Origin of the sequence: Streptomyces caelestis, from assembly GCF_001279005.1 — a bacterium.
GTDB classification, from domain to species: Bacteria; Actinomycetota; Actinomycetes; order Streptomycetales; family Streptomycetaceae; genus Streptomyces; species Streptomyces heliomycini.
Genome location: NZ_LGCN01000132.1, coordinates 150,991 through 166,148 on the forward strand (window position 1 = coordinate 150,991; position 15,158 = coordinate 166,148).

Annotated in this window: 12 protein-coding genes; 6 read left to right on the top strand and 6 right to left on the bottom strand. The window is 72.5% G+C overall.

The window, feature by feature from the left end; translation table 11 throughout:
• Nucleotides 1–104: 104 nt before the first annotated feature.
• Genes ADK41_RS13465 through ADK41_RS13485 form a run of 5 tightly spaced genes read left to right on the top strand, consistent with a single transcriptional unit; the run spans nucleotide 105 to nucleotide 7,498 of the window.
• Nucleotides 105–623 (top strand): hypothetical protein, encoded by a 519-nt coding sequence (locus ADK41_RS13465; RefSeq protein WP_051842765.1) that lies wholly within the window; start codon nucleotides 105–107, stop codon nucleotides 621–623.
• Nucleotides 623–2,017, top strand: coding sequence for a hypothetical protein (locus tag ADK41_RS13470; RefSeq protein ID WP_030818909.1), 1,395 nt, complete (start codon nucleotides 623–625; stop codon nucleotides 2,015–2,017). The genes ADK41_RS13465 and ADK41_RS13470 overlap by 1 nt, the downstream gene beginning before the upstream one ends.
• Complete coding sequence (locus ADK41_RS13475; RefSeq protein WP_030818911.1) at nucleotides 2,014–3,426, top strand: VWA domain-containing protein; 1,413 nt, start codon at nucleotides 2,014–2,016, stop codon at nucleotides 3,424–3,426. The genes ADK41_RS13470 and ADK41_RS13475 overlap by 4 nt, the downstream gene beginning before the upstream one ends.
• Before the next feature lie 53 nt (nucleotides 3,427–3,479).
• Nucleotides 3,480–4,604 carry an ATP-binding protein gene (locus tag ADK41_RS13480; protein ID WP_030818914.1) on the top strand — a complete coding sequence of 375 codons (1,125 nt, stop codon included), beginning with the start codon at nucleotides 3,480–3,482 and terminating at the stop codon, nucleotides 4,602–4,604.
• Nucleotides 4,601–7,498, top strand: coding sequence for a DUF5682 family protein (locus ADK41_RS13485; RefSeq protein WP_030818916.1), 2,898 nt, complete (start codon nucleotides 4,601–4,603; stop codon nucleotides 7,496–7,498). Before ADK41_RS13480 ends, ADK41_RS13485 begins: the two co-directional genes overlap by 4 nt.
• A gap of 336 nt (nucleotides 7,499–7,834) precedes the next feature.
• Here ADK41_RS13485 and ADK41_RS13490 read toward each other — a convergent pair whose 3' ends face one another.
• The 5 genes from ADK41_RS13490 to ADK41_RS13510 all read right to left on the bottom strand — a co-directional run bounded on the left by ADK41_RS13490 (nucleotide 7,835) and on the right by ADK41_RS13510 (nucleotide 12,863).
• On the bottom strand, nucleotides 7,835–9,424 hold the full coding sequence (locus ADK41_RS13490; protein WP_030818917.1) for an MFS transporter: 1,590 nt from the start codon (nucleotides 9,422–9,424) through the stop codon (nucleotides 7,835–7,837).
• Between the two features lie 96 nt (nucleotides 9,425–9,520).
• Complete coding sequence (locus ADK41_RS13495; RefSeq protein ID WP_030818920.1) at nucleotides 9,521–9,991, bottom strand: MarR family winged helix-turn-helix transcriptional regulator; 471 nt, start codon at nucleotides 9,989–9,991, stop codon at nucleotides 9,521–9,523.
• A 232-nt stretch (nucleotides 9,992–10,223) separates the two neighbouring features.
• The gene (locus ADK41_RS13500) at nucleotides 10,224–11,075 is read right to left on the bottom strand and encodes an ABC transporter permease (protein ID WP_030818922.1); all 852 of its coding nucleotides are present in this window, start codon (nucleotides 11,073–11,075) and stop codon (nucleotides 10,224–10,226) included.
• Entirely contained in the window at nucleotides 11,072–12,043 is a 972-nt protein-coding gene (locus ADK41_RS13505) for an ABC transporter ATP-binding protein (protein WP_030818924.1), read from the bottom strand. The genes ADK41_RS13500 and ADK41_RS13505 overlap by 4 nt, the downstream gene beginning before the upstream one ends.
• A 292-nt stretch (nucleotides 12,044–12,335) precedes the next feature.
• On the bottom strand, nucleotides 12,336–12,863 hold the full coding sequence (locus ADK41_RS13510; RefSeq protein ID WP_030818925.1) for a DUF1648 domain-containing protein: 528 nt from the start codon (nucleotides 12,861–12,863) through the stop codon (nucleotides 12,336–12,338).
• Nucleotides 12,864–13,186: 323 nt separating this feature from the next.
• Between ADK41_RS13510 and ADK41_RS13515 the strand changes: the two genes are divergently transcribed.
• The gene (locus ADK41_RS13515; protein ID WP_030818927.1) at nucleotides 13,187–13,465 is read left to right on the top strand and encodes a GlsB/YeaQ/YmgE family stress response membrane protein; all 279 of its coding nucleotides are present in this window, start codon (nucleotides 13,187–13,189) and stop codon (nucleotides 13,463–13,465) included.
• A 263-nt stretch (nucleotides 13,466–13,728) separates the two neighbouring features.
• On the opposite strand, the gene ADK41_RS13520 is transcribed toward ADK41_RS13515, so the two are convergent.
• The gene (locus tag ADK41_RS13520) at nucleotides 13,729–15,087 is read right to left on the bottom strand and encodes a GH1 family beta-glucosidase (RefSeq protein WP_030818931.1); all 1,359 of its coding nucleotides are present in this window, start codon (nucleotides 15,085–15,087) and stop codon (nucleotides 13,729–13,731) included.
• Nucleotides 15,088–15,158 lie beyond the last annotated feature (71 nt).

Genomic DNA, 15,158 nt, shown 5'->3' on the forward strand with positions numbered 1-15,158 from the left:
CGCCCGGTGTCTCCGCTCCCGTCCTGTACCGAGGGCGTTGTCAGTGGCCGCCGATAGCTTGATCTCGTCGCGCCGTTCTGGCGTTGACGTCCCCTTTCGCATGCATGGGAGATGGTGCGTTGTCGGTCCGGGAGAAGTCGAGTACGGCGCGGGTGGTGCCGCCCGCGCGGCCGCGGAAGCTCGCGAAGGTGCCGTTCGTGGAGCTGGCCGACGGGCGGTTGCAGGGGGTGGTGTCCAGCGGGTCGGACATCGGGCGGGTGTACGTGTCGTCCGTCGAGGCGGGGACGTACGCGTTCGCGTGCAGCACCAACAACAACCGGCCCTGCGGCGGGGCGCGGGGGTGGTTCTGCAACCACATACGGGCGCTCGTCCTCGAGGCCGTGCTGCAGTACGGCGTCGAGCGGGTGACCCGGTACCTGAAGGTCGAGGTCGGCGGGGAGGCGCCCGACGGGGACGACGTCACCCACGCGATGACCGCCACGCGGCCCGTGAACGGCGACGGTTCGGCGGCGGCGCAGGTGTTCAGCCGGTTCCTGCGGCATCTGGCCTATCTCGAATTCGAGCCGACCACCGCCCCGTTGCCCGAGATGCAGTGGTTCCCGACGACGAGGGCGGTGGCGTGATGCGTGCCGATCTGCTGAACGACACCGTCGACGGGCTCGACGAGGCCCTCGCGGCCGTGGACGGGTTCGACGGGGTCCTCGTGGACGGCCTGCTCCGTCCGCAGCCCGCCCAGGCCGTCGGGCTGGCCGGGCTCGCCGAGGCCGTCGCCGGGTCACCGCTGGCCGGGCGGGTCGCCGAGGCGGCCGAGAAGACGGCCGCGGGGGCGGCCGGCGAGGACCACTTCGTGGCGCTCGCCGCCGCGCGCACCGCGCTGCTCGGTTCCGTGCACGACGCGCTCGTCGCGCGGGTCGGGGAGGCCGTCGGGCGGCCGGGGGCCGAGGAGAGCGGCACCGCCGCGGCCGCCGGGGCGGACCGTGCGGTCAACCTGCACGCCGCCGCCCGGAGCTGGCTGTGCGATCTGGCGCGGGCCGGGTGGCACGGCATCGACCACGAGCTGGTCGCCGGTGCCGCCCCCGTCGTGTCCGCGATGCTGCCGGAGCCGGGGCTGCGCCGCCTGGCCGCGCTGCTCGACGGCTTCGCCGCCGAACTCGCCGCCTCCTGCCCCGGCGCGACCCTGGAGGACGTTCCCGTACGGCGGTGGGCCGACCTGTGGTCGCGCGCCGTGCTGCTGACCCTGCCCGGCGCGGCGTCCGCCCCGGCGGTCGCCGGGGCGACCGGGCGCCTGCTGCCCCTCGGTGTCGACGTGCAGGAGCACGCCACCGCCGTACAGGCGCAGGTGCACGCGGTCTTCGAGCCGGCGGACGGCGGCACGCCGAGGCTGGTGCGGGCCTCGGTGTCCGCGCCGAAACCCGACACCGTCGTCGGGGCGGGGCTGTGGCAGCTGCTCCGGCCGCACCTGTCCCTGCTGGCCGCCGTGAGCGAGGGGCGTGCCATGGACCTCGACGCGATGCCCGTCACCGGTGAGGGCGATCTGATCTGGGACGACGCGCGGGCCCGTGCGGGCGAGCCCGCCGAGGTCTTCGCCACCGCGCGGGTGGCGCTGCCCACCGCCGCCGCCTTCGCGACCGCTCCGCTCGACCGGCACCCGGCCCGGATCGCCGTGCCCGTCCTGCTGGAGGGGTACGCCGTGGAGGAGGACGGGAACGGGGTGGCGTTCCAGGTGGCCGGGCAGCGTCTCGCCGTCGACACCGACCGCGTTCCGGCCGCCGGTCCGCTCACCCCCGAGGTCGTCGCCTCGTCCGGTGCGTGTGTCGGGCTGCTGCGCTGGGACGCCGGGGAGTTCCTGCTCCAGCCGCTCGCCGTGGAGAGGACGGTGCGCAGGAAGACCGTCGCCGTCCATGCCGGGGCCTGGGCCGGGGGTACGACGGACAAGGCCGGCGTGCGCGCCGAGAAGGCCGCCACCGACGCCGTGAAGGTACTGCGCGAGCGCGCGGGAAAGCTGCTGCGGAAATGAGCGAGCCGACCCTTGCGGGCGCTGTGGCGCCCGATCCCGACGAGAACCGGCGGCAGGTGCTGTACTGGCGGCTGCTGGCCCGGCTATTCGACCCCGAGGAGCAGGCCGGCCTGGAAGCGGCGAGCCTGGCCGTGGTCGAGGACGTCGGTCTGCCGGCCGCGCTGCTGGATCCGGGGGCGTCCGTCGACTCCATGGTGCAGCGGCACCCGGAGCTGGCCGCCGAGTTCGACGGGCTGATGACGCCCGAGCCGGACGAGGACGGGGCGCGTGACCGGGCCGCCGAGGTGCGGCGCGCGGCGCTCGCGTCGAAGGTGCTGCTGAACGTCTTCGCGTCCGGCTCGGGCGCCGTCACCGCCGAGCAGCTGGCGCGCTGGCAGGCGGACGCGGGCTGGCTGGAGCGGGCGCTGGGCTGCCGGCCCGGCGAGCTGCGCGGCGGGCGCCCCGCGGGAGCCGGAAGGGGCGCCGGCCCGACCGGCACCGGTCACGGCGGCCCCACGCCCGACCTCGGCCGCCTGATCCCCGAGATCGGGCCGGAGCTGGGTTCCATCGAGGCCGGTCTCGTCCGGCGCATGCGTCTGCGCGAGGTGCTCGCCGATCCGGCGCTGGCCTCCCGGCTGACGCCGAGCATGTCGCTGATCGAGCAGTTGCTGCGCGACAAGGACAACCTCTCCGGTGTCGCCCTCGCCAACGCCAAGGCGCTGATCCGGCGTTACGTCGACGAGGTCACCGAAGTGCTGCGCACGCAGGTGGAGAAGTCCACGGTCGGTGACATCGACCGGTCCGTCCCGCCCAAGCGCGTCTACCGCAACCTCGACCTCGACCGCACCATCTGGAAGAACCTCACCAACTGGGACCCGGAGGAGGAGCGGCTCTACGTCGACCGGCTCTACTACCGGCACACCAGCCGCAGGACGACACCGCAGCGGCTCGTCGTGGTCGTGGACCAGTCGGGCTCGATGGTCGACTCGATGGTCAACTGCACCATCCTGGCGTCCATCTTCGCCGGGCTGCCGAAGGTGGACGTCCATCTGATCGCGTACGACACGCAGGCGCTGGACCTCACGCCCTGGGCGCACGACCCGTTCGAGACGCTGCTGCGGACCAAGCTCGGCGGCGGCACCGACGGCACGGTCGCCATGGCGCTCGCCCGGCCGAAGATCGCCGAGCCGCGCAACACCGTCGTGGTGTGGATCTCCGACTTCTACGAATGGCGCACCGACGAGCTGTTCGAGAGCATGGCCGCCATCCACCGTTCGGGGGCGAAGTTCATCCCGGTGGGTTCGGTGACCAGCTCCGGACGCGGCAGCGTCAACCCGTGGTTCCGGGAGAAGTTCAAGGACCTCGGCACGCCGGTGATCTCCGGCCACATCAAGAAGCTCGTGCACGAACTCAAGACGTTCCTCACCTGATCACCGGACGCACCCTCGCCGTGATCACCACCGTACGGAAAGGCCTTCCCCTCATGTCCGACCTGCTGCGCGCCCCCGCCGAGATCAAGTACGCCGAGGAGCTCGACTGGCTGGAGTCGATCGACGACAACCCCAAGCCGTTCTCGTGGCGGCTGTCCCCGAAGATGGTCCGGCTGTTCATCCTCGGCTCCGAGCGGGCCGACGGACTGGACCGGGAGGTGGCGCAGAAGTGGTTCGGCGACCGCAGTTTCGTGGAGCGGTCGATCGTCACGCTCGCCTCCGACCGCGGCCTGCTGCTCATCGGCGACCCCGGCACGGGCAAGAGCTGGCTGGCCGAGCTGCTGTCCGCGGCGATCTGCCGCAACTCCACGCTGGTGGTGCAGGGCACGGCCGGCACCACCGAGGACCACATCAAGTACTCGTGGAACGTGTCGATGGTCATCGCCAAGGGCCAGTCGCGGGAGTCGATGATCCCCTCGCCGATCATGACCGCGATGGAAGCCGGCGCCATCGGCCGTTTCGAGGAGCTGACCCGGTCCACGAGTGACGTCCAGGACGCGCTGATCTCGATCCTGTCCGAGAAGTACATCTCCGTCCCCGAGCTGGAGAGCGGCGGCGGTGACGACAACATCGTCTTCGCCAAGCCAGGCTTCTCGATCATCGCCACGGCCAACAGCCGCGACCGGGGCGTCAACGACCTCTCCTCCGCGCTCAAGCGCCGTTTCAACTTCGTGCGCATCCCGGTGGTGACGAACAAGAAGAGCGAGGCGGAGATCGTCCGCTTCCGCACCGAGGAGCTGCTGCGCCGGCACTCGATCGAGCTGGACGTGCCGCCGACCCTGCTGGACGTGCTGCTGCAGAGCTTCGCCGACCTGCGGGCGTCCGCCGCGGCGGCCGGCAGCGACGACGAGAAGCTGGAGTCCGCGCTGTCGACGGCCGAGCAGATCGGCGTGCTGGAGGACGCCGTGCTGCACGGCAACTTCTTCGGTGAGCGCACCCTGACCGCCCGCGCCCTCGCCTCCTCGCTGGTCGGCTCGCTCACCCGGCGCGAGCCCGAGGACCTGGCCATCCTCAACAAGTACCTGCACGGTGTCGTCGAGCCGCGCAGCAAGGAGGAGGGCGGCTCCTGGCCCGAGTTCCTCGAGGGCGGCCGCGACGCGATCGCCACCCTGTCATGAGCGGATCCCACGAGAGCACGTCGTTCGCCGCGCTGCGCGGGCAACTCCAGGAGGCGGCGGCCGAGTTCGCGGGCGGACCGGACGCCCTGGAGGGCATCCTGCTCGGCATGGTCGACGACGTCGACCGGGCGGTGCGCGAGCCGCTGGAGATCTTCCCCGTCTGTCACCACTCCCCCGCCTCGGCGCTCGCCATGGCCCGCCGGCTGCGCGAGAAGCAGCCCAAGGTGGTGTACCTGGAGCTGTGCGAGGACATGGCGCCGCTGTTGACCGAGCTGCGCAACTGCCGGCTGCCGGTGGCGGTGCAGGCCTTCGCCGGCGACGTCGACGGCTTCCCGGCCGACTGGGCCCCGCTGTCGGTGGTGGCGCCGATCACGGAGGCGTCCGCCGAGTACCAGGCGATCGCGTACGCCCTGGACACCCCGGGCGTCGAGCTGGTCCTCGTCGACCGGTCCTCGGACCACGTCTTCCAGTGGGACAGGAGGGACGAGCCGGCCGGGGAGGAGACCGGGACCCCGCAGGAGGACGGGGCCGCGCTGCACGGTGAGGCCGTCGGCGTCGGGATCGGCGACCTGCGGCCCCGGTTCGCCGAGCTGGAGGAGCACCTGCTGCGCCACGGCAAGGTGCGGCACTGGTCGGAGTGGTGGCACCAGTACGTCGAGGTCCCGCTCGGGGACAGCGACCACGACACCTACCGCCAGGTCATGTTCCTCGTCGGCAGCCTGTTCCGGCGGCTCGCCCCCGGCGAGGGGTCCCGGCTGCGGGTGGACGAGGACCGCGAGCGGTACATGTGGACCCGGATGCGCGAGCACCTGGCGGCGAGCGGCACGGACCCGGAGGACTGCCTGTACGTGTGCGGGGCGTTCCACGCGGCCAGCCGCGTCGAGGAGTTCGGCGTGCACGGCGGCTCGGACACGTTCACGATCTCCCCGCGCACCGCCACCACCTGGCAGTACGGGCTGATCCCGTCCAGCCACGCGGCGATCGAGGCGCAGTTCGGCCTCGCCGCCGGCTCGGTGTCGATCGCGGCGACGGAGTGGGCGAAGGGCCTGAAGCGGACCCGGGTGAAGCCGTACGTGCTTCAGGGGCAGGCCGGGAAGAGGAAGTCCGCGGGCACGCAGGCGGCCGTCGTCCCGGCCGCGCCGTCCGGGGCCGCCGCGGACAGGCTGTCCGGCTTCCTGCGCCGGCCGCCCGTGCTCGACGGGCTCGACGAGGCCGAGCTGCTCGGCTGGTCGGTGGAGATCGTGCGCGCGGCCCGGCGAGGCGGCTACCTCGCCTCCACCGCCGACGCCATCGCCGTCTTCGAGACGTCGATCCTGCTCGCCGGCATGCGGGACCGGGCCAAGCCGACGCCGTACGACTTCCAGGACGCGGCGGTCACCTGCATCGAGAAGGACGCCGTCCCGGGGCGGCGGGACGTGCGGCGCCTCGTCGAGATCATGATGGGCGGCGACCGGATCGGCCGGGTCGGGTACGACTCGCTGCCGCCGCTCGCCCGCGACGTGTACGACCGGCTCGCACCGCTGGAGCTGAAGCTCGAGCAGCGCGGGGTGCGCCGGGCCCTGCTGGACATGGCCTCCCGGCCGGAACTGCGGTCGTGCTCCGACGTGTTGTGGATGCTGCGGCGCCTGCTGCCGCAGGGCGCGGCCCGGCCGATCATGGGTGAGCGGCGGCTCGGCGAACGGTCGATCCAGGAGTCGTGGGACCTGGCGCTCGGGACGCACCAGCGGGCGCTGATCGAGCTGGGCTACGAGGGCGTGAGCCTCGAGCAGGTCCTGGAGCAGCGGCTGCGGCGCGACGCGTACGGGCCGCGGGCGACCACGGCGACGGTGCTGGCGGCGGTCGAGGACGCGCTCCTGTACCTGGGCGGTCACCGGCTCGCCGACGAGCTCGGCACGCACGCGCTGAAGGTGCTCGCCGCCGAGCGCGGTGTCGACGGGGCGCCGGAGGTGCTGCGCCGGGTGCGTGCGCTGCTGGCGTACTACCGCACCAGTGAGCCGGTGCTGCCGGGGTGGGTCGAGTCGTTCGTCAAGACCGGTTACGCCCACTACTGCACGCTGCTGCCGACGGCGTTCCGGGACGAGGACGCGACGGTGGGGCAGGTCGCGGCGATGCTCGGCTTCCTGTTCTCCATGGAGAGCCTGGCGCTGTCACTGGGCTGCGACCGGACCCAGCTGGAGCTCTCGGTCGCCCAGTCGCACCCCGACGACCCGTCGAAGACGGCGCTGCTGTGGGCGGCGCAGGTGCAGCTCGGCACCCTGTCCCGGGCCGAACTGCGGGCGCGGTGCGACGAGCTGCTGGACAACCCGCTGGTGGTGCCCGCCTACCCGCGCTACCTGAGCGGCTTCGTGCACGCGCTGGAGCCCGTGCCGGGACTGGCGGACGTGGTCGTGGAGGCGGTGTCGAACGCGTTCGGACGGCTCCCGGACACGGTGTTGCTGCCGTGGCTGCCGCTGTTGATCACCACCCTGCGCTCCGGCGCGGCGGACCTCGCCCCGCTGATGGTCCGCGAGGCCGGCCGGATCTTCCCGGGCCGGCTGGCGGAACTGGACGCGTGGGTGCCGCCGTGGCGGATGCCGGAGACGAATCCGTTCGCCGCGAAGCCCGTGGCCGAGGTCCGCCGCGGCGCGGCACTGCTCACGGCGCACCCGGCGGCCTGCGACGCGGTCGCGGGACTGCTCGGCTGCGACGACGGGTGGACACGGCCCGACGCCCCGGCCCTCTCGGGCGTGGAGCTGCTGACAACGCATCCGGCGGCGTGCGACGCGGTGGCGGGGCTGCTGGGCTGCGACGGCACCTGGGCACGGACCGCCGGTCCGTCCCCGTCGGGCGTCGCGCTCACGACGCGCCATCCAGCCACGTCAAAGGCCCTGGAGTCGCTGCTCGCGCGCGCATGACGGCGCAGGTCGGGTCCCGGGTCCCCTGGGACCCGGCCTCACCTCCTCATCTGCTCCTCGCCGGCTCTCCTCGGTCGGGACGGCCGCTTCCGGTTCGTCGAACGGCCCCTCGGCCGTGACAGGCCGGCAGAGGCTCCGGCCCTTCCGGCATCCCGCACCTCAGGACCACCGTGTACGCCTCAGCGATGTCGCCCCCGGGTCCCGCGACCGGTGTCCCGGGCAGGGCTGGTCCGTCCGGTGGACAACGATTCGGCGGGACGGCCCGGCCGGTCCGCGGGGCGCCGTCTCCACGGGAGCCCCGCGGACCGGCCGGGCACGTCACCCGTTCACCGCCCCTCAGTGAGGGGCGGGGGCCTGCGCGGTGCGCCGTACGCCGACGGCGGCGAGCACGGCGCCCACCACGCACAGCACGCCGGTGACGAGCACGGCACTGTGGGCCCCGTTCATGAAGGCCTGCCCGCTCCCTTCGACGACCGCGGCCCTCAGCCGGTCGGGCATGTCCCCGGAGACCGGGGAGACGCCCATCGCCACCGCGTCCTTGGCCTCCGCCAGGCCCTGCGCCACGGGGGCGGGCACTCCGGCGGCGGTCAGCTCCCCGTGGAGCGTCGAGCCGACACGGCTGCTGATCAGCGAGACGAGGACGGAGGTGCCGAGCGCACCGCCGATCTGCAGCGAGGTGGCCTGCAGACCGCCGGCGACACCGGCGTCCTTGACGGGGGCGTTGCCGACGATGGCGTCGGAGGAGGCCGCCATCACCATGCCGACGCCCAGGCCGAGGGCGATGAACGGCGGCCACAGCACGCCGTAGGAGGAGTGCGCGTCCCAGGTGAGCATCCAGAAGGACGCCGCGGCCTGAAGGGCCATGCCCAGCGGCATCGACAGCCGTGCGCCGAAGCGCCCGGTGAGCGCGGCGCCGATCGGCGAGGCGACGACGGAGGCGAGGCTGAGCGGCAGGGTGCGCACACCGGCCTCGACGGGGGTGAAGCCGCGGACGTTCTGCAGGTACAGCATCACGAAGAAGATCACGCCGAGCAGGACGAAGAAGTTGACGGCGGTGATGATCGTGCCGATCGTCAGCGCGGGGCTGCGGAACATGCGCATGGGAAGCAGCGGGTGCTCGACGCGCGTCTCGTACCAGCCGAAGGCCAGCAGGATCACGATGCCCGCGGCGATGGTGCCCAGGGTGCCGGCGGAGGTCCAGCCCCAGGTCTCGCCCTTGACCACGCCGAAGACGACCGCGAGCAGGCCGAGCGCCAGCAGGACGACACCGGGTATGTCGAAGCGGTGATGACCGGTGGAGTTCTTGCTCTGCGGCAGGACGAGCGCGCTGAACACGAGCGCGATGACGCCGATGGGGGCGTTGATGTAGAAGACCGACTCCCAGCTGACGTGTTCGACGAGCAGGCCGCCGACGATGGGGCCGAGCGCGGTCGACACGGATGACACCATCGCCCAGATGCCCACGGCCATGCCGAACTTCTTCGGCGGGAAGACCGCCCGCAGCATTCCCAGGGTGTTGGGCATGAGCAGGGCTCCGAAGAAGCCCTGCACGGCGCGGAAGGCGATGACGCCCTCGATCGAGCCGGCCAGGCCGATCGCCACGGAGGCCGCCGTGAAGCCGGCCACACCGATCAGGTAGTACGTGCGCCGGCCGAAGCGGTCGCCCAGCTTGCCGCCGAGGATCAACGCGGCGGCCAGGGCGAGGAGATAGGAATTGGTGACCCACTGCAGATCGGCGGTGGACGCGTTGAGGTCACGTCCGATCTCGGGGTTGGCGATGGACACGACGCTGCCGTCGAGCCCGACCATGAACAGGCCGAAGGCGACAGCGGTCAGGGTCAGCCACGGATTGCTCCGGCGGCCGCGCCGGACGCTCTGAGGGGCTCCGGCGGACAGGGGTGAGTGATCCACGGCAGTGGAGGACATGAAGACGATTCCCGGGTGCTGAGAGAACGGTGCTGAGAGAACAGGGGGCGGCGCCCGCCGGGCCGGATCGGCCGGGCGGGTTGTGCGGTGGCGCCGTCAGTGGGCGGGGTGGAGACGCTGTGCGAGATTGTTCAGAGCGGCGAGAGCCGATCCGATGGCGTCGAGATCTCCGTCGGTGAGGGCGCGCAGCGCCTCGATGACGTAACCGTGCCTGAGGTCGTCCACCCGGGTCAGGTCCTGCCGTGCCCGCACCGTCAGATGCAGGTGCGCCACTCGCTTGTCGCGGGTGTCCTGCCGGCGTTCCAGCAGTCCCTGCCGGGTCATCTGTGAGACCAGGGCACTGACGTTGTTCGGCTTCATCAGCATCACGTCGGCGGCTTCGCGCACGGCGATGCCGTCCCGCTCCGCGACGAGCCGCAGCAGCGCCAACTGCCCCTCGGGGGGCTTGGGGATCGCGACGTCCTGGGCGAGGCGTCGGTCCACTGCCCGGTTCAGCGTCGGCAGGATCGCCGTCAGCGCACGGGCTACGTGGCTGAGGTCCTGGTCGGACGCGTGGGAACCGGACATCCCCTCATCCTAGTACGTCTTCATACCTATGGCCAAATATCTTTCCGGTCCGCCCGAGCGGGCGGCGCCCCGCCCCGGACCGGCCCACCCGGCGTGTCCTCAGCCGTGACGAGCCGGCACGGGCTCCGGGCCCTCCGCACCCGATGCCTGCTCCGTACGCCTGCGCGATGTCGCGGCCCTGTCGGACCGTGGGAAGCGGTCCGGCGGTCCGGCCGGACGCCCCTGGGCAGCGCTAACCGACCCGCTGCATCGCCTTCCGGTGCCGTTCCGCCATCGTGGCCCCGGACTCCCGGCGGGCCATCCTGCGCAGGACGGACGGTGCCAGGAGCAGCCCGGCGGCCGCCCAGGCGCCCAGCACGCCCACCGTCTCCAGGTACCGCCAGGACGCGCCGACCTCGGCGGCGACCGCCCCGGCCGGCAGCAGTGCGGCCCGCAGGCCGAGGCCGAGCCAGTACACGGGGAAGACCTGCCCCACGATCTGCAGCCACTCGGGCAGCTTCGACAGCGGGAAGTAGATGCCGGAGACCACGATCAGCCCCATCACCGGAAGCATCAGCAGGCCGACGGTGCGAGGGCTGTCGACGAGCGAGCCGATGACGGCGCCCATCGGCAGGGTCGCCAGGAGGCCCAGCGGCACCACCCACACCAGCGTCAGCAGCGCTCCGCCGCCCTGCCGGGCCACCCCGTCCACCAGGAACACGCCGACGACGAGGGGGAGCGCCATGGAGACGAGGGCCGTGCCCGACACCATGACGATCTTGCCGACCAGGTGGCCGACCATGCCGTGGGGCACGGCCTTGGCCCGTAGCAGCGTGCCGTCCTCGCGCTCGGTCGCGAGCAGTTGCGCCGTGGTCATCATCCCGGTGAACGCGAGCGTCATGCCCACCATGCTCGGCAGCATGAACGCGCCGGCCGAGATGCCCGCGCCCTTCAGACGCTCGTCCCCGGCCAGGAACAGCGGCACCATGAGCAGGACCGTCCAGAGCACGTACCCGAACACGTCCTGGCCCGAGGTGAAGGTCTGCCGGAGTTCCGTCCGGCCGCGCCGCACCCCCAGCCTCGCCGCATACCACACCGGACTCATCGCGGTCCCTCCTCGAAAGCGCGTGCCGCCCGCTCGCCGGGGCCGTTTCCCGTCTCCAGCTCCCGCACCATCGTCAGGTAGGTGTCCTCCAGGCTCGCCCGGCGCACCTCGAGACCGCCGATCGCCTCACCGTGTTCCTCGAACAACCGACGGACGAACCGGGTGGGTTCGGTCGTCGCCCGCTCGAAGGGCCGCCCGTCCCGGGTCCAGCGCACGGTGGCCTCCCCCGACACCTGCCGGGACAGCTCCTCGGCCGAGCCGTCGGCGACGATCCGGCCACCGGCCAGGATGAGGATCCGGTCGGCGAGCTTCTCCGCCTCGGCGAGGTCGTGCGTGGTCAGCAGGACGGTGGTCCGCTCGTCAGCGAGCCCGCGCACCAGGCCGTGGAACTCGTTCCGGGCCTCCGGGTCCAGACCTGCGGTCGGCTCGTCCAGGAACAGCGTCTCGGGCTTGCCGACGATGCCGACGGCCACGTCGAGACGTCTGCGCTGGCCACCCGAGAGGGTGCCGACCCGCTTGTGCGCCTGCGCGGTCAGTCCCACCGCGGCGATGAGTTCGTCGACGTCCCACGGCCTCCGGACGAGGGCGGTGGAGTACGGCGCGTAGTACGAGCCGAGGTGGTCCAGCAGCTCCCGCACCCGCCACTTGCCGTGGTCGCGCCAGGACTGCAGCACGATGCCCAGGCGCGCACGCCACCGCTCGTCCCCGCGGGCCGGATCGGCGCCGAGGACGCTCACGTCGCCGGCCGAGCGCATCCGGAAGCCTTCCAGGACCTCGATCGTGGTCGTCTTGCCCGCCCCGTTCGGGCCGAGCAGCACGAGGACCTCACCCCGCCGGGCCGTGAAGTCCACGCCCCTGAGCACCTCGTGGTCGCGGTAGCGCATCCGCAGGCCCCGTACGTCGATGACCGTGTCGCTCTCCGGTGGCGGGTTGCTCCCCGCCCCGGACGAAGCGTGAGCGGTCGTCATCGGTGTCCCCCCGTCCGTCTCGTGAACCGGCCCCCGGGCCCGGGCCGAAGGGCGTGCCGACGTCCGTGGTCGTGGAACGCGTCACGGCGTGGCCGCCGTCGCCCGCCGACGGCAGTTGTTCGCCTCTTCCCCGAGGTCCCCGGGCGAACACGGTACCGAACGGCCCGGACTTCCCGTGCCACTCCACCGGCCCGGCGAACCCTCCCGGTCACGGCGCCGGTTCGCGCCCTCGCCCCGGCCGGCGCTCCACCGGCACACCACGCGCCGGGAGAAGGGCGGGGCCGCGTGCGTTTCAGCGCTTGCGGTCACCCAGGGCCGCGGCGACCGTCAGAGCGGCGCCGGCGAGGAGCGGCAGCAGCATCGCGGCGAACAGCCATCCGGGCACGTCGGGATCGGGCGTGGAACGCCACAGTATTCCGCAGCCCGTGAGCACGGTGAGGCCGATGCACGCGTTGAACAGCAACAGGGCCCGGGCGATCCGGCGTGCCGACGCGCGGCTGCCGGGCCTGTTGACCACGGACGAGGACGGCCCGGCGGCGAACGACGGCCCGTGCGTGTCCGGCAGTTCGTCGCGTGGTGTCATGCGCAGGGTCAGTTCGGCGCAGCCGGCCATCAGCACCGTCACGCCCGTGTACACGAAGACCAGGACGAACGCGCTGCCGATCGACCGGTCCGTCCAGGCGTCCACTCCGTCGACACCGATGTGCTTCGGTATCCGCTCCGGCAGGCGGGGGTAACGGATCGCGCCCCAGACGCCCATGACGGCGAGGAGGACGGCGTTGGTCAGCAGCCAGCACCGGACAGCGGGCGAAAGCACCATGACACCGATCATCCGACGGGACGCGCGAGCACCGGAAGCGTTCGGGCGCGCCCGCGTCGTACGGTCCCGCCACCGGCGAACGGTTCCGCGTCGCGCCCCCGCCGGGCGGTGGCCCGGCGCCGCCCTTCGGAGTCATCCGATCGGCAGGGGGCAGACGTCATGCCGGGCCCGCTGTCCGGTGACTCTTCCATCGGACGGAGAAGGACATCACAGGACAATACGGAAGCCGTCTCGACAAATGACGGCGTGAGGTGTTTGGAAGCGGCCCGACGGTAAAGACGGTGCGCTAACAGAAACTTTATACGACAAGGTAGGAGACCCTCATGGGCATCATCGCTTGGATCCTCATCGGCCTGCTCGCGGGCTTCATCGCCAAGGCCCTGATGCCGGGCAAGGACCCCGGCGGCGTCATCATCACCATGCTCATCGGCATCGCGGGCGGTCTCCTCGGCGGCTGGCTCGGCAAGGTGATCTTCGGCGTCGACTCCATCGACGGCTTCTTCGACCTGTCCACCTGGATCGCCGCCATCGTCGGCTCCGTCATCCTGCTCGCCCTCTACCGCCTGATCACCGGCAACCGCCACTCCCACCGTCACGCCTGATCCGGCACCCCACCCGTACGAACGGCCCCTCGTCGCATGCGACGGGGGGCCGTTCCCCTTCCGGTCCGGGAGTCCGGCCGGGATCCGCGTCCACGGTCGGCGCCTCGGCGGGCGCGCCGTCATCGGCGGCGCCGGCGCCACCGGACTCGCCCCGCACGGCGGCGTCGTACGGAATCCGTCCGCCGCCGTCAGCGGCGAGGCCGCCGGCGCCGCGCGGCCTCGCCCGCACGAGGACCACTCGTCGGCTTCCGGGGCGGCGGCGGTCAGGCCGCCCGTCGGCTCCGCTCCGCGTGACCGCGGATGATGTCCGCGTACCGGTGACCGGAGCCCTTGATGGTGCGGACCTGGGTGGCGTAGTCGACGTGGACGAGGCCGAAGCGCTTGTCGTAGCCGTAGGCCCACTCGAAGTTGTCCAGCAGGGACCAGGCGAAGTAGCCGGCCAGCGGGGCGCCCTTGCGGGCCGCGGACGCGCAGGCGGCCAGGTGCCGGGTGAGGTAGTCCTGGCGCTCCGGGTCGTCGATCGTGCCGTCGGGGCGGACGACGTCCGGGAAGGCGGAGCCGTTCTCGGTGACGTAGAGCCTGCGGGCGCCGTACTCGTTCGTCAGGCGCAGCAGCAGCGTCTCGATGCCGCCGGCGTCGATCTCCCAGTCCATGCCGGTGCGCGGTACGCCGCCCCGGCGCACGAACGCGGCGCGGGGGGCCGGGCCGTCGGGATCGTCGGCGACCACCTGCGGGAAGTAGTAGTTGAGGCCGAGCCAGTCGAGCGGGGCCGCGATGGTCTCCAGGTCGCCCGGCTTCTCCGGGAGTTCGACGCCGTAGACCTCGCGCATGTCCTCCGGGAAGCCCCGGCCGTGCACCGGGTCGAGCCACCAGCGGTTGGTGTGGCCGTCCATGCGGACGGCGGCGGCCCGGTCCTCGGGGCGGTCGCTCGCGGCGTGGATCGTGGAGAGGTTGTTGACGATGCCGACCTGGGCGCCCGGGGCCGCGGCGCGGAGGGCGCGGGCGGCCAGGCCGTGGCCGAGCAGCAGGTGGTAGGAGGCGCGGACGGCGGCGGTCAGGTCGGTCCAGCCGGGGGCCATCGTGCCCTCGAGGTGGCCGATCCAGGCGGAGCACAGGGGTTCGTTGAGGGTCGCCCAGTGGCTCACGCGATCGCCGAGGCGTTCGGCGACGACGGAGGCGTACGCGGCGAAGTGCTCGGCGGTGTCGCGCTCGGGCCAGCCGCCGCGGTCCTGGAGGGTCTGCGGCAGGTCCCAGTGGTAGAGGGTGACCGACGGGGTGATGCCGGCCTCGAGCAGGCCGTCGACCAGCCGGTCGTAGAAGGCCAGGCCCTCGGCGTTCACCGGGCCGTCGCCGCCCGGCACGACGCGCGGCCAGGCGAGGGACAGCCGGTAGGCGTTGGTGCCGAGGCGTCGCATCAGGCCGATGTCCTCGCGCCAGCGGTGGTAGTGGTCGCAGGCGACGTCACCGTGGTCGCCGCCCGCGATGGCGCCGGGGGTGTGCGAGAAGGTGTCCCAGATCGACGGGGAGCGGCCGTCCTCCGCCACGGCCCCCTCGATCTGGTACGCCGAGGTGGCCGTGCCCCACAGGAAGTCGTCGGGGAGGGCGGCGTAGTCGATGGTCACGTAAGTCCTTTCGGGATCGGGGGATTCGGCACGTGACGGCTCCCGCCGTCAGGCCGGCGACGAGGTGGCGT